Annotated in this window: 20 protein-coding genes; 15 read left to right on the top strand and 5 right to left on the bottom strand. The window is 73.3% G+C overall.

Going from position 1 to position 20553, the window contains the following annotated elements; translation table 11 throughout:
- Positions 1–821: SGNH/GDSL hydrolase family protein (locus tag LCD35_RS18390; RefSeq protein WP_225044519.1), on the bottom strand; the 821-nt coding region annotated here is incomplete at its 3' end.
- Positions 822–904: 83 nt separating this feature from the next.
- Positions 905–1960, bottom strand: coding sequence for a LysR family transcriptional regulator (locus tag LCD35_RS18385; protein WP_224963295.1), 1056 nt, complete (start codon positions 1958–1960; stop codon positions 905–907).
- 472 nt (positions 1961–2432) lie between these two features.
- Here LCD35_RS18385 and LCD35_RS18380 point away from each other — a divergent pair, with 472 nt between their 5' ends.
- A complete protein-coding gene (locus LCD35_RS18380) occupies positions 2433–3287 on the top strand; it encodes a helix-turn-helix transcriptional regulator (RefSeq protein WP_224956093.1) in 855 nt (284 codons plus the stop codon).
- 155 nt (positions 3288–3442) lie between these two features.
- On the opposite strand, the gene LCD35_RS18375 is transcribed toward LCD35_RS18380, so the two are convergent.
- On the bottom strand, positions 3443–4240 hold the full coding sequence (locus LCD35_RS18375) for a trypsin-like serine protease (RefSeq protein ID WP_224956094.1): 798 nt from the start codon (positions 4238–4240) through the stop codon (positions 3443–3445).
- An 867-nt stretch (positions 4241–5107) separates the two neighbouring features.
- On the opposite strand from LCD35_RS18375, the gene LCD35_RS18370 reads away from it, so the two are divergent.
- Genes LCD35_RS18370 through LCD35_RS18350 form a run of 5 tightly spaced genes read left to right on the top strand, consistent with a single transcriptional unit; the run spans position 5108 to position 11124 of the window.
- Positions 5108–6190 carry an aminotransferase class I/II-fold pyridoxal phosphate-dependent enzyme gene (locus LCD35_RS18370; protein WP_224968698.1) on the top strand — a complete coding sequence of 361 codons (1083 nt, stop codon included), beginning with the start codon at positions 5108–5110 and terminating at the stop codon, positions 6188–6190.
- A complete protein-coding gene (locus LCD35_RS18365) occupies positions 6187–7209 on the top strand; it encodes a polyprenyl synthetase family protein (protein ID WP_224956096.1) in 1023 nt (340 codons plus the stop codon). Before LCD35_RS18370 ends, LCD35_RS18365 begins: the two co-directional genes overlap by 4 nt.
- A gap of 2 nt (positions 7210–7211) precedes the next feature.
- Positions 7212–8201: a UbiA family prenyltransferase gene (locus LCD35_RS18360; protein WP_224956097.1), complete on the top strand. Its 990-nt coding sequence runs from the start codon at positions 7212–7214 to the stop codon at positions 8199–8201.
- Positions 8198–9865, top strand: coding sequence for a prenyltransferase/squalene oxidase repeat-containing protein (locus LCD35_RS18355; protein WP_224956098.1), 1668 nt, complete (start codon positions 8198–8200; stop codon positions 9863–9865). The genes LCD35_RS18360 and LCD35_RS18355 overlap by 4 nt, the downstream gene beginning before the upstream one ends.
- Positions 9866–9867: 2 nt before the next feature.
- Complete coding sequence (locus LCD35_RS18350) at positions 9868–11124, top strand: NAD(P)/FAD-dependent oxidoreductase (RefSeq protein WP_224968700.1); 1257 nt, start codon at positions 9868–9870, stop codon at positions 11122–11124.
- A gap of 26 nt (positions 11125–11150) precedes the next feature.
- Here the strand turns inward: LCD35_RS18350 and LCD35_RS18345 are convergent, their stop codons facing one another.
- Positions 11151–12164: a methyltransferase gene (locus LCD35_RS18345; RefSeq protein WP_224977947.1), complete on the bottom strand. Its 1014-nt coding sequence runs from the start codon at positions 12162–12164 to the stop codon at positions 11151–11153.
- Positions 12165–12430: 266 nt separating this feature from the next.
- On the opposite strand from LCD35_RS18345, the gene LCD35_RS18340 reads away from it, so the two are divergent.
- Positions 12431–13291, top strand: a complete 861-nt coding sequence (locus LCD35_RS18340) for a TauD/TfdA family dioxygenase (protein WP_224956101.1) — start codon at positions 12431–12433, stop codon at positions 13289–13291.
- A 182-nt stretch (positions 13292–13473) separates the two neighbouring features.
- Here the strand turns inward: LCD35_RS18340 and LCD35_RS18335 are convergent, their stop codons facing one another.
- Positions 13474–14316 carry an SMP-30/gluconolactonase/LRE family protein gene (locus LCD35_RS18335; RefSeq protein ID WP_224977948.1) on the bottom strand — a complete coding sequence of 281 codons (843 nt, stop codon included), beginning with the start codon at positions 14314–14316 and terminating at the stop codon, positions 13474–13476.
- A 111-nt stretch (positions 14317–14427) separates the two neighbouring features.
- Between LCD35_RS18335 and LCD35_RS18330 the strand changes: the two genes are divergently transcribed.
- From LCD35_RS18330 to LCD35_RS18295, 8 genes are all read left to right on the top strand, one after another.
- Positions 14428–15048, top strand: a complete 621-nt coding sequence (locus LCD35_RS18330) for a rhomboid family intramembrane serine protease (RefSeq protein WP_373689980.1) — start codon at positions 14428–14430, stop codon at positions 15046–15048.
- The gene (gene murI / locus LCD35_RS18325) at positions 15045–15857 is read left to right on the top strand and encodes a glutamate racemase (RefSeq protein ID WP_224956103.1); all 813 of its coding nucleotides are present in this window, start codon (positions 15045–15047) and stop codon (positions 15855–15857) included. Before LCD35_RS18330 ends, murI begins: the two co-directional genes overlap by 4 nt.
- Entirely contained in the window at positions 15854–16621 is a 768-nt protein-coding gene (locus tag LCD35_RS18320) for an MBL fold metallo-hydrolase (protein WP_224956104.1), read from the top strand. The genes murI and LCD35_RS18320 overlap by 4 nt, the downstream gene beginning before the upstream one ends.
- 19 nt (positions 16622–16640) lie before the next feature.
- The gene (locus LCD35_RS18315) at positions 16641–17060 is read left to right on the top strand and encodes an Imm1 family immunity protein (protein ID WP_224956105.1); all 420 of its coding nucleotides are present in this window, start codon (positions 16641–16643) and stop codon (positions 17058–17060) included.
- Between the two features lie 55 nt (positions 17061–17115).
- Positions 17116–17871 carry a ribonuclease PH gene (gene rph / locus LCD35_RS18310; RefSeq protein ID WP_224977949.1) on the top strand — a complete coding sequence of 252 codons (756 nt, stop codon included), beginning with the start codon at positions 17116–17118 and terminating at the stop codon, positions 17869–17871.
- Positions 17868–18476, top strand: a complete 609-nt coding sequence (rdgB, locus tag LCD35_RS18305; protein ID WP_224977950.1) for an RdgB/HAM1 family non-canonical purine NTP pyrophosphatase — start codon at positions 17868–17870, stop codon at positions 18474–18476. The genes rph and rdgB overlap by 4 nt, the downstream gene beginning before the upstream one ends.
- Positions 18477–19192: 716 nt before the next feature.
- Positions 19193–19399, top strand: a complete 207-nt coding sequence (locus LCD35_RS18300; RefSeq protein WP_225044518.1) for a hypothetical protein — start codon at positions 19193–19195, stop codon at positions 19397–19399.
- A gap of 126 nt (positions 19400–19525) precedes the next feature.
- Positions 19526–20281 carry a sulfite exporter TauE/SafE family protein gene (locus LCD35_RS18295; protein WP_224977952.1) on the top strand — a complete coding sequence of 252 codons (756 nt, stop codon included), beginning with the start codon at positions 19526–19528 and terminating at the stop codon, positions 20279–20281.
- The last annotated feature ends 272 nt before the right edge of the window (positions 20282–20553 follow it).

The following is a 20553-nucleotide window of genomic DNA, read 5'->3' as shown; positions in this document are numbered from 1 at the left end:
CCCCGGAACGCACCACCGCGGATCCGCCGCAGACCCCGCCGTTCCCCCAGCTCCGCCAGCACCTCCCGCACCACCGCCGCCACCCCGTGCGGCAGCAGGTCCGAGCCGCGCCGCACCAGCCACGGCACACCGCGGAACACCAACCATCCCGCGTGGTGCCAGGCCGTGATCCGGGCACCTCCGGAACACCGCAGCGCCACCGGCTCCACCAGCAGCCCCGCGGCCGCCAGCTGCTCCCCCATCGCCCGCGCCAGCAACCGGTGCCCGAACTCGGAGGGGTGCAGCCGGTCCACCGACCACGCGTCCAGCTCGTAGGCGCCGGGCAGCGCGTCCAGGTCCACGCACCGCGCCCCGTGCCGGGCCAGCACCTCGTCGAGCACCGCGTTCACCTGCTCGATCCGCTTGCGCAGCGCGCGGTGCAGCGGAGCAGGCAGCCGGAACACCCTCCCGTGGTCGTGGTAGCGCGCGGCCACCACCACCGCACCGGCGCGGGTCAGCTCGCCCACCACCGCGTCCAGCCGCCGCCGCAGCGGGGCCGGGTCGAAGTCGGACCGCAGCGTGTCGTTCATGCCGACCACCAGCACCGCCGCGTCCGGCCGCAGCCGCAGCGCCGCGGGCAGCTGCACCTCGTGCACGTCGCGCACCCGCGCGCCCGAAGCGGACAGGTTCGCGTACCGGATCCGGGCGGGGCCGCCGCAGGCGTCCGCGAGCATCCGGGCGAAGCCGCGCCAACCGCCCGGGACCCGGTCGCCCATGCCGACGGTGGTCGAATCGCCGAGCGCCACCAGGGCGCGCACCGGCCGGGTTCTCGGCTCGCTCACCCGCACACCTTCACCGGCGCGGGCTCACCGGCGGTGAGGAATCGGTGGCCGGGCGGAGACGTCTCGGCGAACTGTCGGGCCGGTCAGCCGCTGGTGGGCCGCTCCGCGCGCCACTCGTCGTGCCTGCTGGTCAACGCCGCCCACAACCGGTTCAGCGGGTGGTCCGCGTCGTGCTGCCCGAGTTCGCCCGCCCTGGCGAACGCGCCGACCAGCACCTCCAGCCGCGGTTCCAGGTCGCCGAGCACGTCGAGGATCCGCAGGCCGCGGCCGTCCGGCAGCCTGCCGTCCGCGGCGGCCTCCGCGACGCCACGGGTGACCAGCATGCAGCCGTGCAGCAGCCCGGAGCTGAGCAGTTCCAGCCCGTAGCGCACGTCGTCGACCTCGGCGGCCACGTTCAGCACGCCCCGGTAGTCGGCGCCGTACCAGCCGCGCAGGAACTCGGCGACCAGCCCGCTGCCCGCGACGATCAGCGGCAGCCGGGGCAGCGCGGCGGCGCGCACCGCGGGGCCGGGGACCAGCCTGCGGTCCAGGTTGGTGACGAGGGTGAGCCCGCTGCGCCGCCACTCCAGCACGTCGAGGCCCGCCGGATTCGCGCCGACGTGGGTGAGCGTGCTGCCGCAGACCAGGTCGACCTCGTTGGCGCGCAACGCTTCCAGCAGGTTGCGGGTGCGCAGGTGCACCACCTTGAGGTCGATGCCGTCGGCGCGGAACCCGGCGGCGACCCGTTCCACGGCGGGCGTGAGGAAGCCGAGGGTGAACCGGGTGGTGCCGACCCGCAGCGAACCGCCGACGCGGCGCCGGGAGTCGGTGACGACGTCCAGCCAGTCGTCGAGGGTGTCCCGCGCGCGTTCGACCAGCGCTTCGCCGGTGCCGGTGAACAGCGCGCTCTTCCCCCTGCCCTGCTTGAGCACCAACGGTTCGCCGCACAGTTCCCGGAAGTTCCGGTTCAGCGTGTCCAGCTGCTTCTGCACGCTGGACTGCTCGCGTCCGAGCAGCCGGGCCGCGGCCAGCGCGGTGCCCGCCTCGTGCACCACCACCAGGGTCCGCAGCTGGTCCAGCGTCGTGTCCAGGAGTGCTTGCGGGGCGCGCACCCGCCGGTGTTCGGCTTCGGCGAGCGCGATCTCGGAGGCTCCGGGCAACGTCAGGTGTCCTTCCACATGTGCGGTACCGCCCGCGCCGCGGCGCGGGCGGGCTGCGACCACCACGCGCGGGCGGCTGACGACCCTCCCCTGGGTGAGTCTATCCCCGCGAACTGATCTCGACTGCAGGCCACATGTTCCTGCGGTTCGTCGGTCGTTCCGGTGGAAGCGGCGGCGGCGCTCGTGCCACTCTGGTCCCAGCGGCGCCGAGGGGGACGCCGCGAGGCATCCGGGGGGTCGGATGGCCTGGGGGTGGCGGGGGCCCGGTTTCCGGGTCCCCGCGACATCACCGCGCGTGGCGGCCGGGGGATCGGGCGCGGAAGCGGGGCTGCGCTGGAGGATTCCGCTCCGGGAAGTTCTCGGCAGGGGCGCATCTTCGGTGCAGGGCCGGGAATCTGCGGCCGTTCGGGCAGTTCACCAGTACCTGATCGAGCGACGGTTTTTTCCGCGCTGGCACCATATTCTGACGATCATGTCGAACTCCCCCCGGGCCCGCGCGCTGGCGGCCGAGGTCCGCAAGGTGCGCAAGGACAAAGGGATGTCCCAGGGAGTGCTCGCCGAACAGCTGGGCTGGAGCATCGCGAAGATCAGCCGGATCGAGACGGCGCAGCGCGGCATCGGCGGCCCCGACCTGGCCGCGGTGCTCGCGGCGCTGCGGGTGCGCGGCAAGCGGCGCGAGCAGCTGCTGACGATGGCCGAGGAGCTGGGCCGCCCGTCGTGGTGGGAGGCGATGGCGGGGCTCTCGGCGCACACCCGCGCGTGCATCGACGCGGAGCAGCGCGCCTCCCGGCTCACCGAGCTCAGCCTCGGCTACGTGCCGGTGCTGCTGCAGACCCGGGCGTACGCGACCGCGGTGTGCGCGGCGTCCGGTGCGGGCACGGGCGAGGTGGACGAGCAGGTCAACGTGCGGCAGGTGCGGCAGGGCATCCTGCACAAGGCGTCGCCGGTGGCGTTGACGGCGTACCTGGACGAATCGGTGCTGACCCGGCCCGTGGGCGGTGCGGCGGTGATGGGCGGGCAGCTGCGGCACCTGCTGCGCTCCGCGGAGGCGCCGAACATCGCGGTGCGGGTGCTGCCGACGAACCTGGGGGTGCACGCGGGGCTCGGCGGGCCGTTCACGCTGATCGAGTTCGCGCGCGGGGTGGCGACGGTGCTGCTGGAGAGCCAGGAGTGCGGACTGCTGCTGGACGACGAGGAACGGGTGGCCGCGTTCCGCGAGTCCGTCGACTGCCTGGACCGGGTCGCGCTGGGCACGGTGGAATCCCGCGCGATCATCGGCGGCTACGCGACGAAGTTCGAAGACCGCTCCACCCGCCAGCTCACCTGACCGGACGCACGAGAACGGGGCGGCCCTTCCGGACCGCCCCGTACTGCATTTCTCATGTGGCGGAGCCACCTGTGAAAACGATCCCGCAGCGAGGGCGCCGCTGAGGTTCCGCCACCCGCCCAGCTCAGCCGAGCGAGCGGGAATCCGTCAGGCGATCAGCTGCCGATCTGCTCGGTCAGGACGTCGTTGTAGGCGCCGACGCGGGCGTACACGCCGGGCTTGCCGGGGCGGGCGCAGCCTTCGCCCCAGGAGGTGACGCCGATGAGGCGGCCGTCGGCCACCATCGGGCCGCCGGAGTCGCCCTGGCAGGCGTCGACGCCGCCTTCGGGCAGGCCGGCGCAGACCATCGAGTCGGGGCTGTACTCGTCGTACCCGGCGGAGCAGTCCGCGTCGGAGCTCACCGGCACGGTCGCGGTCTTCAGGTGGTCGGAGGTGGAGCCGCCTTCGGAGGTGGTCCCCCAGCCGAGGAGGGTGGCGTCGGTGCCCGCGGTGTAGCCGGCGTCGTCGGCGGTGGCCAGCTCGACTGGCTGAGCGCCTTCGACGGGAGCGGACAGGGTGAGGACGGAGACGTCGAAGCCCAGGGTGGCGTCGGTGTACTCGGGGTGCACCCAGACGTCGCTGACCTCGGAGACGGTGCCGCCGGTGCCGCTGATCTCGGTCTGCCCGCTGAGCACGTTGATCTCGGACGGGTCGGAGCCGGTGGTGCAGTGCGCGGCGGTGACGACCTTCGTCTCGGAGACGAGCGAGCCACCGCAGAACTGCTGGCCGTCGGGCGTGGTGAGCGCGACGACGAACGGGTGGTCGGCGATGTCGGCGTCCTGGCCGCCGACGATGTACGGGGTGACGTCGGCCGGTTCGGCCTGGGCGGCCGAGACGGAGACGGTGGCGGCGGCCGAGAGGGCGACCGCGGCGATCCCGGCGATGCGGGCCATGCGACGTGGGGCAGCGACCATCTTGCTCTCCTCGATCTCGCGCCCGGGGCGATGGGGCGTCCCGGGCGTTGTCGGTTGTCCGGGTTCGGCTGCGCGTGGTCCGTTCCCGGTCCCTCCACGAAACGGGCCGGTGCCCGCCCCGCTGCCATTGAGGAATCGTCTGCGACCCTAATCGCGGCGACATTCGGCCCAAAAGTGCCGGTATTTGCCGTTTTCACAGTGCCGTCGGACTATCCGCGGTTCGCCCGGTCGGCGGTGTTCGGCGGTTCGATCCCGCGCATTCGAGTCGAATGCGGGAAACGGGTCCGCGACCCCGGCGCGCCCCGAACGCACCGGGGCCGCGGTTCTGCCGCGACCGGTACTCCCGCCGGTCGTGGCGCAGCCACCGGTCCCCGGACCGTGGCGGGTGCGGCCGCCGGGCCCCGACTGCCGCTGTGGCGGGCGCACCGCGTCCGGTGTACCGAACGACCGGTGGAATATTCCAGAGCCATTCGGGCGAGCATGGTCACGCCGAGGGCGAACGACCGGCCCCGAAGCCCGTTGACCTGGCGGAACCACCTAGATCACAGATTGATCTCAACGCCCGCGCGCGGGTGCGCGGAGACGATCCGCGGCACGCCGCCCCACCGCGCCGCGGAGCGCGCGGACGAGGCCGCCGATCGGCTCGCCGCGGACTAGCACAGCGCCGGGACGCGCCGGACGACTTGCGTCCCGCTGCCACGAAGATCTCAGGGGATCCCCTCGACAAAAACCGACTACACAGATTCGAAACACGTTCATCACGTTCTACGAGATCGTGAACCTTGACATCGAAGGCCGCGGAACACAGTATTCGATCAGCATCGCGAGCGGTCCGGAACGAAACCGGCGGACACCGCACGAGAGGCCATGAAACCCAGCGGCCAGAACGGGATTGGCACTGTGACCTCAATTGTGCACCAGCTCTCCCTGAACGAGAATTTCGCCCCACCGCTGCCCGGCGTGAGAACTGCCGCCGAAGCCGCCCTCGACACGCTGAACCTCACCCCGGACCCGTTCTCGTCGGATCTGGTCGCGCGCGTGGCCGAGCACCACGGGGTGGCCGCGGAGCGCGTGCTGGCCGGCGTCGGTTCGGGAGCGCTGCTCCAGCAGTTCCTGCAGGTCCACGCGGGCCCGGGCATCGAGGTCGTGCACCCCTGGCCGTCGTTCGAGATGTACCCGCTGATGATCCGCAACGCCGGGGCGAGCGCGGTGGGGGTGCCGCTGCGGGATTCGGCGCACGACCTGGACGCGATGGCGGCCGCGGTCACGGACCGCACCCGGGTGGTGCTGTTGTGCAACCCCAACAATCCGACCGGGTCGATCCTCACCGCGGAACAGATCACCGGGTTCCTCGATCGCATTCCGAGTGATGTGCACGTCGTGCTCGACGAGGCTTACATCGACTTCGCCACCGGGACCGGCGAGACCATTGCGGATGGAATCGAACTAGCCCGAACGGACCACCGGCTCACCATCGCTCGGACCTTTTCCAAGTCGTACGGGCTGCTCGGCATGCGCGTCGGTTACCTGTTGGGAGCGGAGCCGGTGGTGGCCGCGTTGAAGCCGAGCGCGCTGTTCTTCCGGGTGAGTGGGCCCGCGCAGGCGGCGGCCGCGGCGGCGCTGGCGGCGTCCGAGGTGATGCGTGCCCAGTGCGCGGAGGTCGCGGCCGAACGCGACCGGCTCCGGGAAGGCCTGCTGGCGCACGGGATCCCGGTGCCCGCCAGCGGCGGGAACTTCCTGTGGCTGCCACTGGGCGGGGCGAACCAGCGCTTCGTGGACCGGTGCGCCGAGCGCGGTGTGGTGGTGCGGGAGATCGCCGGGTCCGGGGTGCGGCTGACCGTCGGCACCCGCGCGGCGAACGACCTGGTGCTGGAGGTCGCGGCCGAGTTCTCCGCCGCGGACGCCACCGCCGGAGACCTGGCCGCCGAGGTCAGCGAGCCCGCCCGGTGACCGCCCGGATCAGCGACGCCCACGACCTGGCCGGGGATCCGGCGGCGCTGCTGGCCGCCTCCCCGGTGGCCGCGGAGCTGCGCGCGGAGCTGGAACGCCGCTGGCCTGCGGGCACCGACCACATCAGGGAGGTGTCGCGGTACGCGCTGCTGGCGCCGGGCAAGATGCTGCGGCCGGTGATGCTGGTCGCGGCCGCGGAGGCCGTCGGCGGGGATCGCGCGGCGGTGCTGCCCGCCGCGGTCGCCATCGAGTACCTGCACGTGGCCTCGCTGGTGCACGACGACATCATCGACGGCGACGAGCTGCGGCGGGGCCGGGCTTCGGTGCCGGTGCGGTTCGGGGTGCCGGACGCGATCGTCACCGGCGACGCGTTGATCCTGAGCCTGTTCGCCGCGCTCACCGAGTGCGGGCTGCCCGCCGAACCGGTGCTGGCGGCGGTGCGCGCGGTCGCCGACGCGGGCGTGGACCTGTGCCGGGGGCAGGCGTTGGAGGCGGAGCTGCTGCGGGATCCGGCGTGCCCGCCGGAGCGGTACCGGCGGATGGCGGCGTTGAAGACGGGCGCCCTGTTCCGAGCGGCGTGCCGGTCCGGTGCGGTGCTCGGCGGCGGGGACACCGAGCAGGTGGCGGCGGCGACGCGGTTCGCCGACCGGGTCGGCACCGCGTTCCAGATGCACGACGACCTGCTGCCGTACCTGGCGGAGACCGAGGTGACCGGCAAGTCCGGCAGCAGCGATGCGGGGAACATGCGGCCGACGTTCCCGGTGATCGTGGCGCACGGCATGGCGGGCGCGCGGGATCGCGCGCTGCTCGCGGAAGCGCTCAGCGGCACCCGGTCCCCGGTGGAGTCGTTCGCGCTGCTGCGGGAGGTGCTGACCCGGCTGGGCGCGGTGGAGCGCGCCGCGGCGGAGGCCGCCGAGGAGATCCGGCGGGCGCACCGGGACTTGGCGGTGCTGCCGGGCGGGGACGGTTCGCGGCTGCTGGCGGCGGTGGCGGACCTCGCGATCCACCGGGACCGCTAGCCGTGGCCGCATCGATGTCCGCGGTGCACCGCGGGATCCGGGCGCACGTCGAGACCTGGCGGCCCTACACCACCTGCTATCCGGCGATGGTGGGGATCGCGGGCGCGGTCACCGCCGGCGCCGGGTGGGGCGTGCCGCTGCTGGCGGCGGCGGTGGTGCCCGCGCTGGGCTGGTTGTCCGGGCACTACTTGGGCGATTACTTCGACCGGGAGCTGGATGCGATCGGGAAGCCGCAGCGCCCCATCCCGTCCGGCCGGTTGTCGCCGCGGGCGGCGCTGGCCTGCGGGGTGGGCTGCGCGGCGGCGGCCGCGGTGTTCGCGCTGCTGGTGAACTGGCACGCGGTGCTGCTGGTGGTGGTGGCGACGGCGGGCATCGTCGCCTACAGCCGGTTCTGCAAGGCGCGCGGCCTGTCCGGGAACCTGGTGCGCGGTTCGCTGACGGCGCTGGCGCTGGCGGCGGGTGCGCTGCTGGGCGCGGACCGGGTGCCGTGGACGGTGCTGGTGTTCGCGCTGGTGTTCCTGGCGCACGACGCGGCGTCGAACCTGGTGGGGACGATGCGCGACGTGGACGGCGACCGGGCGGGCGGCTACCGCTCGGTGCCGGTGCGCAGCGGCATCCCGGTGGCGGTGCGGACGTCGTTCGCGCTGTACGCGTCGGGGTTGCTGGTGGTGCTGGCGCTGGCGGAGGCGGTGCCGCAGCGGGGCGGCTACTCGGCGTTGGCGACGGTGGCGGCGTGCGCGGGGACGGCGGCGTTCTCGTTGCTGCTGGAGCACATCCGGGAGTTGCCGCCGCGGAAGGCGTTGCGGGCGCACGAGATCCTCGTCGCGGAGCGGCTGGTGCTGGCGGGCGCGCTGATCGCGGGTGCGGCGGGTCTGTGGCTCGCGTTGGCGGTGCTGGTGCCCGCGCTGGTGTTCAGCCTCGGTGCGCAGGCCGTGCTGCGTTCGGGGCACGAGTTCCCCACGGCGGAGCGACGGGAGGCGACGCTGCCATGACGACTTCGCGGGCCGAGGAGGTCTCCGAGGCGATCGAGGCCGCGGCGGAGGCGGTGTTCGCGGCGCGGCGGCCGGACGGCGTGTTCGACTACTCGGAGGACGGGCTGACGTCCACGTTGAGCACGGTGGGCGCGGTGAGCGCGCTGCACTTCGCCGATCCGCGCGGTTCGGCGGACCTGATCGAGCGGGGCGTGGCGTGGCTGCGGGCCCGGCAGTCGGACACCGGCGGCTGGAGCATGGTGCCGGGCGGCGCGGACGAGCCGGGTCCGACGGCGGTGGCGTCGGCGACGTTGCAGCTGGTGGCGCCGGAGTCGGCGGCGGACGCGGTGGCGGCCGGGCAGCGCTGGATGCTGGACCACGGTGGCCTGGAAGGGATTCCGCACCCGGAGGTGACGGCCTGGTGCCGCCAGTTCTACTCGTTCGTCGGCTGGTTGCGGACGTCGGACATGCGCCGGTTCCCGCTGGAGCTGGCGGTGCTGCGCGGCCCGTTCCTGCGGTTGTTCGACCTGCGGGCGCCGATGGTGTGCGCGCTGGGGTTGGCGCAGGCGGCGACCCGGGAGCAGACGCCGCTGACGCGGCTGCTGGCGAAGGCGGGCACGCCGGGCGCGCTGGCGATCATCCGCGAGGTCTACGAGCACGAGGGCAGCACCGGTGGCTGGTGCGAGGACGCGTGGGTGACCGGGTTGATCTGCGGTGGGCTGGCGCGCGCCGGGCTGGGCGCGGACATGGTGGCGGGCGCGGTCCGCTGGTTCCGGGAGCAGGTGAACGAGGACGGGTCGTGGAACAGCGGCCCGCTGGGGTTGACCTGGTCGATGTACGCGGCGGGCGGGCTGCTGGAGGCGGGGTACGCGACCGACGAGCGGTTGCTGGCGACGCGGGAGGTGTTCCTGCGGGAGCAGCAGCACCGGCCGTTCACCGCGTTCGGCTGCCCGCCGGGGTTCTGGGGCTGGTCCGGCAAGGGCTGGCCGGCCTCGCTGGAGACCGGGGAGATCATGTCGGCGCTGGCGCGCTTCCCCGGTGAGCTGCAGCGCCCGGCGCTGGAGTCGGGCGCGCGCTGGTTGTTCGCGCAGCAGGACTCGCGCGGTTCGTGGGGCCTGTGCGTGCGGAACACGAAGGTCGCCAACAGCGGGCCGTGCCCGCACATGACGGCGCAGTCGCTGGACGGGCTGCTGGATTCCGGGGTGCCCGCGGCGGATCGGCGGATCCGCCGGGCGGTGCGCTGGCTGGCGAGCGCGCAGCGGCCGGACGGCTCGTACGAATCGGTCTGGTACCGGATGCACACGGCGGGCACGTCGGCGGTGCTGCAGACGCTGGTGCGCGCCGGGGCGGGCGGTTCCGACGCGGCGCGGCGGGCGCGGGAGTGGCTGGTGCGCGCGCAGCTGCCGGACGGTTCGTGGGGCACCGGCGGCGACGAACCGGGCACCGTCGAGGAGACGGCGTGGGCGGTCGGCGCGCTGCTGGTAGCGGGCGGGGGTGCCGACGGCGCGGAGGTGCGGCGCGGGGTGCGCTGGCTGCTGGACGCGCGCCGCCCGGACGGGTCCTGGTCGGCCGCGCCGGTGAACGAGTACGTGCGCCACGTGTCCCGCTACTCGAACCGGGCGCTGGCCAACGGGTTGGCGTTGCGCGCGCTGGCCCGCTACCGCGATGCCGCGGGGAGGAGTTGACGGTGGACGCCGATGTGGTGGTGTGCGGGGCCGGGGTCGGTGGGCTCGCCGCGGCCTGCGCGCTGGGCGCGCGGGGTTTCCGCGTGCTGCTGCTGGAGAAGATGGCCGAGCCGTCGCGGGTCGCGAAGGGCGAGGTGCTGCAACCGGGCGCGCTGCGGGTGCTGCGCGAGTGGGGCGTGGCGCAGCGCTTGGAGTCGCGCGGCGGGCTCCGCCTGGCGCGGCTGGTGGCGCGGGACACCGCGGGCGCGCCGCTGATGGCGTTGGACTACGACCGGTTGCGGGAGCAGGAGCGGTGGCTGCTGGCCCACGACTACCCGGTGATCCTGGAGGCGTTGGCGGACCGGCTGGACGGCTCGGTGGAGTTCCGCCGCGGCGTGCTGGTGCGCGACCTGCTGCGGGACGCGGACGGCCGGGTCGCGGGGGTGCGGGTCGCCGAGAGCGGTCAGGAGCGGGAGGTGCGGGCGTCGCTGGTGGTCGCCGCGGACGGCATCTCCTCGCGGCTGCGGAAGTCGGCGGGCATCCCGGCACACCGCGACGAGTACCCGCACCGGTTGGCGGCGTTCGACATCGCCGACGCGCCGCGGGTCGAGCAGGACTTCTCGGCGTACGTCAGCGAACGCGGCCTGCGGTTGCGGTACCCGCTGCCGGGCGGCCGGGTGCGGCTGTACGTGCAGGTGGGTGCGGACGAGCTGCGCGGGCTGGATTCCGACGGCATGGCCGGGTGGATCGAGCACCTGGTGCGGGACACGCCGGCGCTGGAACCGCTGGCGGACGCGCTGCGGGCGAGCTCGGCGAACCGGCAGGTGCTGCCGGTGTCCCGGTTCTTGGCGCCGGGCCTGGGCGTTCCGGGGCTGGCGCTGGTCGGTGAGACGGGGCATTCGGTGCATCCGATGGCGGCGCAGGGCATGAACACGTCGATCACGGACGCGGAGAGCCTCGCCCGGCACGTGGGCGGGGAGTTGAGCCCCGCCGCGGTGGACGCGGGAATCCGCTCCTACGAGGCGGAACGGCTGCCCGAACTGGTCCACATCGGACGGACGAGCCACAACGCGGCCCGCATGATCACGGACCTGTCCTGGACGGGCCGCGTGGTGGGGCGGCGGGCGCTGCGCTGCACCGGCGGCAACGACCGGCTGCGCTACACCGTCATGCACAACATGGCCGGGCTCGGGCAACACCGGTTGTCGCTGCTGGACCGGCTGCACCAGGTGGGGGTGCTGCCGGACCCGCGGGCGCGGCGCCTCCCGGCCTGGGCATGAGCGCCACCCAGGCCGGGGGCGGGTGGCTAGCCGGCGAGTGCGCACTCCACGAGCACCAGGCCGCCGTCCCAGCTGCGGCTGCCGCGCACCGCGAGACCGGCTTCGGCGGCCAGCGCCTCGAAGTCGGCGATGGAGCGCTCCCGGCCGCCGAGCAGCGACAGCGACTGCAGGTCGAACGAGGAGTTGTTCTTCGCGTGCTCCTCCCCGGCCAGCACCTCCACCACCAGGACGCGTCCCGCGCTGCCCGCCGCTTCGGCGCAGCGGCGCAGGATGCGGACCGCGTCGGCGTCCGGCCAGTCCGTCAGCACCCGCGACACCACGTACCGGTCGTAGCCGGCGGGCAGCTCGTCGAAGAAGCTGCCGGGCACGAACGCGGCGCGGTCGGCCACCTCGGACGCGGCGAGCGCCTCGTCGGCTTCGGCGGCCACCGGTGGCAGGTCCAGCACCGCGCCCTCCAGGTGCGGCTGCCCGCGCAGCACCTCGACGAGCAGCGCACCGACCCCGCCGCCGATGTCGATCACGCTCTTGACCGCGGACCAGTCGTACTCGGCGGCCAGCAGCGGGCCGGTCTGCCACGCGTGCGCGGCCATGATCGCGCCGAAGAACCCGCGCAGCGCGTCGTCACGCTGGTAGTCCTCCCAGAACGGCACGCCGTGCACCGGTTCGTAACCGGAGCGGCCGGTGCGCACCGAGTGCGCCATGCCCGCGTACGCCAGGTCCATCTTCACGCCCGGGCCGTCCAGGTCCAGCCACTTCTTCTGCCACGCGCTGTCCGCGCCCAGCAGGTGCCGGGACACGTCGGTCAGCGCGAAGCGGCCGCCCTGCTCGGCCACGAACCCGATCGCCACCAGGTGGCGCAGCAGCCGGGCCAGGGAATCGGCGTCGGTCCCGGTGGCCGTCGCGAGCTCGGCGAGCCCGGTGGTGCCCTCCGCGATCCGGTCCGGGACGCCGAGCGTCACCGCCGCGCGCACCGCGAACGGGGTGGCGAGGTCGGTCAGCGCCGCCAACCGCGCGCCGGGATCCGTCGTCTCCGAAGCCATACTGGTGCACTCCTGTCCATGCTTCCGGTGTTCTCCAGCCGGATTCCCGGCTCGCGATCCCCCGTTTTCCCGCGCATTCCACGCGGTTCTTCCGCCCGGGGAAAATCACCACCGGAACCCGAATCCGGTTCGCGCAGCATCGCACCGGAACCCGATTCCGGTCAAGAATTCGACCCGATCCGGACGGCGATTCATCGATTCGCCGATCCGCCGTTCCGCATGCGCGGAACAAGTGTCATCGGCTCCACTCAGAAAGGCGCATCATCATGGCGGCTCCCGTTCAGGACACCGGCCTGCAGGTTCGCCCGATCAGCGGCGCACTCGGCGCCGAGGTCCGCGGCATCGACCTGAACTCCCTCACCGACGAGGCGTTCGCGCAGGTCCACGCACTGCTGCTCGAACACCTCGTGCTGTTCTTCCCCGAGGCCGCCGGGCTCGGGCCGCAGGCGCACATCGAGTTCGGCAAGCGGCTCGGAGAACTGGAAGTGCACCCGTTCCTGCCGAAGCTCGACGGACACGAGGAAATCGTGGTGCTCGATTCCGCGCAGGGCGCCAAAGCCGACGTGTGGCACACCGACGTCACGTTCAGCCCCACCCCGCCGGTCGCCTCCATCCTGCAGATCGTGCAATGCCCGCCGTTCGGCGGGGACACGATGTGGAGCAACCAGCACCGGGCTTACGAGTCCCTTTCCGCGCCGTTGCGCGACATGCTCGACGGGCTCACCGCGGTCCACGTGTTCGAGCACCCCAACGGCTCGTTCCGCAGCGAAGCCGAGCACCCCGTGGTGCGGGTGCACCCGGAGACGGGGCGGCGCTCGCTGTACGTCAACCGCATGTTCACCCGGCGCATCCCGCAGCTGGCCGCCGCCGAGAGCGACGCGCTGCTCCAGCACCTGTACGCCGTCGCCGAGCACCCGAGCAACGTGTGCCGGTTCCGCTGGAACGCCGGGGCGATCGCCATGTGGGACAACCGCGCCACCCAGCACTACGCGATCAACGACTACACCGAGCGCCGCGTCGGCCAACGCGTCACCGTCCTCGGCGACACCCCCACGGGCGACACCCCGCGTTGGCCGCACCACGACGCGGACACCGGAGGCGCGGAAGCCCTGCGCACCAAGTCCTGACCGGAAGCCGAGTGAACGGACCGTTCGACCAACTAGATGGGACGAACGGTCCGTTCACCCCGCCACAGCCCGCGGGGAGGCCGACCGATCACCGCATCCGCACACCTCCGACGAAATGGAGTGAACGGTCCGTTCGACCAACCAGATGGGACGAACGGTCCGTTCACTCCGCGAGGAGGGCGTCAGCCGGGGAAGGTGTGCGACCGCAACCCTTCCCCTGCCCCGGGCACGACGAGCACCGCACCGTCCGCCGGCTCCGGTTCGGCGAGGCCGTCGCGGGCGGTCGTGATGTAGAGGTCGGTGAGGTCTTCGCCGCCGAAGCAGCAGCTCGTCGGGCGCCGGGACGGCAGCGGCACGGTCCGGTCGACCCGCCCGTCGGGCGCGTAGCGGCGCACTTCCCCGCGGTCCCGCACCGCGACCCACAGGAATCCGTCGGCGTCGGCGCACATCCCGGCGGGTTCCCCGTCGACGTCGAACGCGGTGCGGCGCTCGGTGGCGGCGCCGGTCACCTGGTCGACGGTCAGCACGTCGATGCGGCGGGCGGCGCTGTCGGCGAGGTGGAGCCGGGTGTCGTCGGGGCTCCAGGCGAGCCCGTTGCCCGCGGCGATCCCGTCGACGACCACGTGCGCGGCGCCGTTCGGGTCGACGCGGACGAGCCATCCGCCGCCGCTCTCGTCCTCGCGCACGGTGGTCGCCCAGACCCGTCCGCCCACGTCGACGGTGGTCTCGCCGGCGCGGACCCCGTCGCGGGCCCAGAAGGTGAGCCAGGTGCGGCGTTCCCCGTCGGCGTCGTACAGCGCGACGCCCTCGTCGAAGTGCAGCAGCAGTCCGCCGCGGGTGCGCGGTTTGGCGGCGCTGACCTGCTGCGGGACCTGCATGGCGTGGTCGGTGTCGTCGGGCGCGTAGCGGTGCACGGTGCGGGCGCGCAGGTCGGTCCACAGCAGGCTCGCGGTTCCCGCGTCCCAGGTGGGGCCGTGCCCGTGGTGCGCTGCGGCAGGCACGGCCTGCTCGGCGGTGGTGGGCACCGCTGTTACCTCCTGGGGTTTCCGGGTTCGGCGAACGGTGCGGGAGCTTAGCGGGCGCGGCAGAACGTTCCCCCGAGTCACCGCTCCCCCGATCCGCGTAACCTCGGAAAGGTGACGAATCAGCCAGAGCGGCCGCGCGTCCTCCCGCGGAACCCGCTGCGCGCGGCGGTGCAGATGGCGTTCATGGTGGCGGTGCTCTACGCCGTCGAGTTCTGGGACCAGGCGACGCCGGGGAACTTGGACCAGAACGGCATCGTGCCCCACCGGATCAGCGGCTTGGACGGGGTCCTGTGGGCTCCGCTGCTGCACGCGGGCTGGGGCCACCTGATGTCGAACACGGTGCCGCTGCTGGTGCTGGGCTGGTTGCTGCTGGCGAACGGGGTGGGGCAGTTCGTGGCGGTGACGGCGATCGTGTGGGTCGTCGGCGGCCTCGGCACCTGGCTGATCGCGACCGGCGGGGTGCACGTGGGCGCGTCGGGAGTGGCGTTCGGCTGGATGGTGTTCCTGCTGGTGCGCGGCTTCTTCAACCGCAGCCTGGGGCAGATCGTGGTGGCGGTGGTGCTGTTCTTCTACTGGGGCGGCATGTTGTGGGGCGTGCTGCCCGGCCAGCCGTTGATCTCGTGGGAGGGTCACCTGTGCGGGGCGCTCGGCGGATTGCTGGCGGCGTGGCTGGTGGCGCGCAGCACTCGTCGCGGTTCGGGAACGCCGCAGCCTGGCACACTGTCGGCGTGACGAACGCGCCGATCGGGATCTTCGACTCCGGAGTCGGCGGGCTGACCGTCGCCCGCGCCGTGCTGGACCAGTTGCCGGGCGAGGCGATCCGCTACGTGGGCGACACCGCGAACGCCCCGTACGGGCCGCGCCCGCTGGCCGACATCCGCGAACGCACCTTGGCGATCACCGATTCGCTAGTGGAGGGCGGGGTGAAGGCCCTGGTCATCGCCTGCAACACGGCGTCGGCCGCGTGCCTGCGGGATGCGCGGGAGCGCTACGACGTGCCGGTGGTGGAGGTGGTGCTGCCCGCGGTGCGCCGGGCGGTGGCCACGACCCGCAACGGCCGGGTCGGGGTGATCGGTACCGAGGCGACGATCCGCTCGCGCGCCTACGACGACGCGTTCACGGCGGCTCCGCAGGTGCGGCTCACGACGGCGGCGTGCCCCCGGTTCGCGGACTTCGTGGAGCGCGGCATCACCAGCGGCCGCCAGGTGCTGGGGTTGGCGCAGGGCTACCTGGATCCGCTGCAGCGGGCCGATGTGGACACGCTGGTGCTGGGCTGCACGCACTACCCGATGCTCACGGGCGTGCTGCAGCTGGCGATGGGTGATCAGGTGACGCTGGTGTCGAGCGCGGAGGAGACCGCGAAGGACGTGGTGCGGGTGCTCACCGAGCAGGACATGCTGGCGGGGCCGCAGGAACCCGATCACGAGTTCCGCACCACCGGCGATCCGGCGAGGTTCACCCGCTTGGCAGGCCGCTTCTTGGGTCCGATCGCGGCTTTCGGGTCCGTGCGGCAGGTCGCCATGTCAGGCTCGTCGGCGTGAAGCTGACGATTCTCGGATGTTCCGGCAGCCTGCCCCGGCCGGACTCACCCGCCTCCGGCTACCTCGTCGAGGCCGGTGGGGCGCGGATCGCGCTCGACCTGGGGAACGGCACCGTCGGTGCGCTGCAACGCCATTCGGACCCGTTCTCGCTGGACGGGTTGTTCCTGAGCCACCTGCACCCGGACCACTGCTCGGACTTCGGGGCGTTGACGGTGCTGCGCCGCTACCACCCCGATCCCCCGCACGACACGACGCGCCGCAAGCTGCCGGTGTTCGGGCCGCCGGAGACGCAGGACCGGTTGACCAGGCTGTACGCGCCGAACACCGCGGAGCTGGCGGAGACGGACCTGGCCGACGTGTACGACTTCGCCGGTTTCGGCTCACCCGCGGAGATCGGCCCGTTCCGGGTGGCGGCGTTCCCGGTGGACCACCTGTGCCCGGCGTGGGGTTTCCGGGTGTCGGCTGGTGGCCGGGTGCTGGCCTACACCGGTGACACGGGCCCGTGCGCTGCGCTGGAGGAGCTGGCGCGGGGTGCGGACGCGCTGCTGGCCGAGGCGTCCTGGTCGGATTCGCCGGACCGCCCCGACGGGGTGCACCTGTCCGGGCGGCAGGCGGCGCGGGTGGCGAAGCGGGCCGGGGTGCGGCAGCTGCTGCTGACCCACCTGCAACCGTGGACCGACCCGCAGGAGATCCTGCGGGAGGCGACCGAGGAGTTCGACGGCCCGGTGGAGGTCGTCGAGGCCGGTCGCGACTACCCGATCTGAGTCGGTGGGAAGGACGAGGATGACGATCACGGCGGTGTGGTCGATCGCGTCGACGGCGGACGCGAACGCGGGCGACGGGCTCAGCGTCACCGAACCGGGCGAGGTCGACGACCTGGTGCGCCGGCTGGCGGAGCCGAACGCGGGCCCCGCGACGATCTGGCACGAGGGGCGGGAGCCCGCGGACTCCGCCACCGGCATGCTCGACCACGACGTGATCGCCGCGGTGTCCGGCGGCTACGGCTACCTGAGCCACATCGACACCGACCACGACTACGCCGTCCTCGACGGCGACCCGGAATCACCCGCGCTGATCAGCGAGGACGCCGAGTTCCCCGCGGGCAGCGGCGTGGACCCGGCGGTGCTGGCGGCGGCGCTGCGGGACTTCCTGGAGACGGGACGGCGGCCGAAGGCCGTGGAGTGGCGCACCCTCGACTGGTAGCGGTCCGGTCACCGCCACCCAGAACGGGCGCGGCACGGGCAGTTAGGGTGGGCGCGTGGCGAGAGCGGATGGGCGGAGCGACGACCAGCTCCGGGACGTGCGAATCACCCGCGGATACCAGGACTGGCCCGCCGGTTCGGTCCTGGTCGAGTTCGGGAAGACCCGCGTGCTGTGCGCGGCGAGCGTGCAGGACGGGGTGCCGCGCTGGCGCACCGGTTCCGGCCTCGGCTGGGTGACCGCCGAGTACGCGATGCTGCCGTCGGCGACGAACACCCGCGGGGTGCGCGAATCGGTGAAGGGCCGCATCGGCGGCCGCACCCACGAGATCAGCAGGCTCATCGGCCGTTCGCTGCGCGCCTGCATCGACCTGGCGGCGCTGGGCGAGAACACGATCGCGCTGGACTGCGACGTGATCCAGGCCGACGGCGGCACCCGCACGGCGGCGATCACCGGCGCGTACGTGGCGCTCGCGGACGCCGTCACCTGGCTGAGCTCGGCGGGCCGGTTGTCCGATCCGAAGCCGCTGTCCTGCTCGATCTCCGCGGTGAGCGTCGGCGTGGTGGACGGCCGGGTGCGGCTGGACCTGCCGTACGAGGAGGACTCGCGCGCCGAGGTGGACATGAACGTGGTCGCCACCGACCACGGCACCCTCGTCGAGGTGCAGGGCACCGGGGAGGGCGCCACCTTCCCCCGGTCCACTTTGGACACGATGGTGGACTTCGCGCTGAACGGCTGCGCCGAGCTGTCCCGCAAGCAGGCCGAGGCGCTGACCGCGCCGTACCCCGGCGAACTCCCCGGCGGTGCCCGGTGACGCGGCTGCTGCTGGCCACCCGCAACGCGAAGAAGCTCGTGGAGCTGCGGCGCATCCTCGAAGCCGAAGGCGTCACCGGCGTCGAGGTCGTCGGCCTGGACGCGGTGCCCGAGTTCCCGGAAGCCCCCGAGACCGGGGCCACGTTCGAGGAGAACGCGCTCGCGAAGGCCGCCGACGCGGCCCGCGCGACCGGTCTCCCCGCCGTCGCCGACGATTCCGGGCTCGCCGTGGACGCGCTCAACGGCATGCCCGGGGTGCTGTCCGCCCGCTGGTCCGGCGCGCACGGCGACGACCAGGCGAACCTGGACCTGCTGCTCGGCCAGATCGGGGACGTGCCGGACGAGCGGCGCGGGGCGGCGTTCGTCTCGGCCGCCGCGCTGGTGCTGCCGGACGGCACCGAGACCGTGGTGCGCGGCGAGTGGCCGGGAACCGTGGTGCGCGCCGAACGCGGCACCAACGGGTTCGGCTACGACCCGATCTTCGTGCCCGAGGGCGAGACGCGGACCGCGGCGGAGCTCTCCGCCGAGGAGAAGGACGCGGACTCGCACCGCGGGCGGGCGCTGCGGTCGCTGCTGCCCATGCTGCGGGAGCTGGCGGCTCGGTAGTGGCAGGCGGCGGTTTCCGCGGGACCGTCTGAAAGTCGGGCTCATCGTCGGAAGCTGCGCCGCGCCTGGCGCGGCCGCGCCGCAGGAGGCATCGGGTCGGGCGCTGCGCGGCCCGCCGACGTCAGCGGGCCCGTTCGCGACGATCGGGACCGCTCATCGGGCCTGTTCATCGGGCCCGCCTGATCGGTGCCGGCGCGGACCGCGCTGAGGCGCCGCTCCCTCGGCGAGCTGGACCCCGGACTCCGGCGGTCGCCCCCGCTGCCCAGCTCCGGCGCGGTTCCGGACCGGCGGGAAGTGCGCGCATGGCGGACACCTAGCCGGGTTTCACGCGGACGGCGGACCCGATCGGCGAGTTCGCGGACCCGAGGCGGCGGGGTGGCTCAGCCCGGAGGCGGCCGATCGGCGCAAGCGGAGCGGAAACCGGACGCGACGCCGCCCGAATGCCGGGTGTGCGCCGCACCACCCGCGCGGGGTGTTCCCCGGACGCCGCGTAACGACCGGCCACGATCCGGCGAAGTGTCGAGTGGGTCCGCGAATCGGGGCGGGCTCCGCAACTTCTCGCCATCGGGCGGACATCGCCGCGCGGCACGGTGCAGGGACGCACCGAGCGCCGGCCCTTCGCTCTCCGGACCCCGCGACGCGGCGGCCGTCCGGAGCCTCCGCACCGATCGGCGTCCCGGTTTCCGCCGCGCAGTTCCCGCCGAAGGAGAACCTCGATGAAGCCGTTGCTCGTGTGCGTGTCCGTCGGTGTCACCTCCGCCGCCGTCACCTTCAGCGTCCTCGCCGCGCTGCACGCCGCGTACTCGCTCGCCGCTCCCCCGCCGCGCCGGCGCACCGGCTCCGGCCGGTCGGCGTCAGCGGGTTCGATGTCGGCGGGTTCGGGGGTGGCGGGCCCGGTGCGCGTGCCCGTTCCCGCGCGCTGAACCGACCGGCGCATTCCGGTCATCACGTCCGGCAACACCCCGCGGAACGTTCACCAGGCGGAATGCCGCTGTGACGACGGTCGCCCCAGATCCCGGTCCGGCGGTGATGGCGGTTAGGTTCCGCTGGTGTTCAGCGAATGGATCGAACCGGTGCTGCTGCTCGTCGTCGGATTCCTGTCCGGGGCGATCAACGCCGTAGCGGGCGGCGGATCGCTGCTGGTGTTCCCGGCGCTGCTGGCCACCGGCATGCCACCGCTCGTCGCGAACGTGACGAACTCGGTGGTGCAAGGCCCCGGCTTCGTCGGCGCCGCCGTCGGGCAGCGCGACGACCTCACGGGCGCGCCGCGGCGACTGCTGTGGACGTCGATCGCCGCGGCCGTCGGCTCCTCCATCGGGTGCGTGCTGCTCATGGTGCTGCCCGGCGAGGTGTTCGACGCCGTGGTGCCCGTGCTGATCGGGCTGTCCGCGGTGCTCATGGCGTTCCAGAACACGATCAAGCGCTGGTTCGGCCGGACCGAGGGTGGCGCGGAACGCCTCGGCTGGCTGTCGTTCGGGCTCTTCCTCGCCTCCATCTACGGCGGCTACTTCGGCGGGGCGCGCAGCGTCATCCTCATCGCGATCCTCATGTTCGCGGTCAACGACACGATGCGGCGGCTCAACGCGCTGAAGAACTGGCTCGGGCTCATCGGCAGCGCCGTCACGCTGGTCGTGTACTCGCTGATCGCGCCGGTCGACTGGGCGGCGGTGCTGCTCGTCGCACCCACGACGGTGCTCGGCGGCTACCTCGGGGGCAAGATCGCCCAGCGGATCCCGGCGACGCTGCTGCGCTACCTGGTGGTCGTCATCGCGGCCGGAGTCGCCCTCTACATGGCCTTCGACTGACCCGGGGTGAACGGACCCTTCGACCAACCAGACGGGACGAACGGTCCGTTCACTCCATCCGCGGGTCGCCGAGCCGGTCGCCTCTTCCCGGGGTGAACGGACCCTTCGACCGACCAGACCGGACCAACAGTCCGTTCACCACCCCGAACCGATCCGGGGGGGGGGGGGGGGGGGGGGCCCCAACAAAACACAGCCAAGCCCGGCAAAAAGGCTACCGGGAGCGTCCGGGTGGGGGGCGGCGGGGGCAGGCCCGCCCCGCGCAGCGGGAGGGG

It is taken from the genome of Saccharopolyspora sp. 6V, from assembly GCF_020176785.1.
GTDB classification, from domain to species: domain Bacteria; phylum Actinomycetota; class Actinomycetes; order Mycobacteriales; family Pseudonocardiaceae; genus Saccharopolyspora_C; species Saccharopolyspora_C gregorii.
This window is presented reverse-complemented; position numbering and strand designations above follow the sequence as displayed.

Bases quoted from the DNA above. Each gene is read 5' to 3' on its own strand.
- LCD35_RS18370 (WP_224968698.1), top strand. From the start codon at position 5,108: ATGAAACCCAGCGGCCAGAACGGGATTGGCACTGTGACCTCAATTGTG.
- LCD35_RS18300 (WP_225044518.1), top strand. From the start codon at position 19,193: ATGAAGCCGTTGCTCGTGTGCGTGTCCGTCGGTGTCACCTCCGCCGCC.
- LCD35_RS18375 (WP_224956094.1), bottom strand. From the start codon at position 4,240: ATGGTCGCTGCCCCACGTCGCATGGCCCGCATCGCCGGGATCGCCGCG.
- LCD35_RS18315 (WP_224956105.1), top strand. From the start codon at position 16,641: ATGACGATCACGGCGGTGTGGTCGATCGCGTCGACGGCGGACGCGAAC.
- LCD35_RS18380 (WP_224956093.1), top strand. From the start codon at position 2,433: ATGTCGAACTCCCCCCGGGCCCGCGCGCTGGCGGCCGAGGTCCGCAAG.
- LCD35_RS18340 (WP_224956101.1), top strand. From the start codon at position 12,431: ATGGCGGCTCCCGTTCAGGACACCGGCCTGCAGGTTCGCCCGATCAGC.
- LCD35_RS18355 (WP_224956098.1), top strand. From the start codon at position 8,198: ATGACGACTTCGCGGGCCGAGGAGGTCTCCGAGGCGATCGAGGCCGCG.
- LCD35_RS18345 (WP_224977947.1), bottom strand. From the start codon at position 12,164: ATGGCTTCGGAGACGACGGATCCCGGCGCGCGGTTGGCGGCGCTGACC.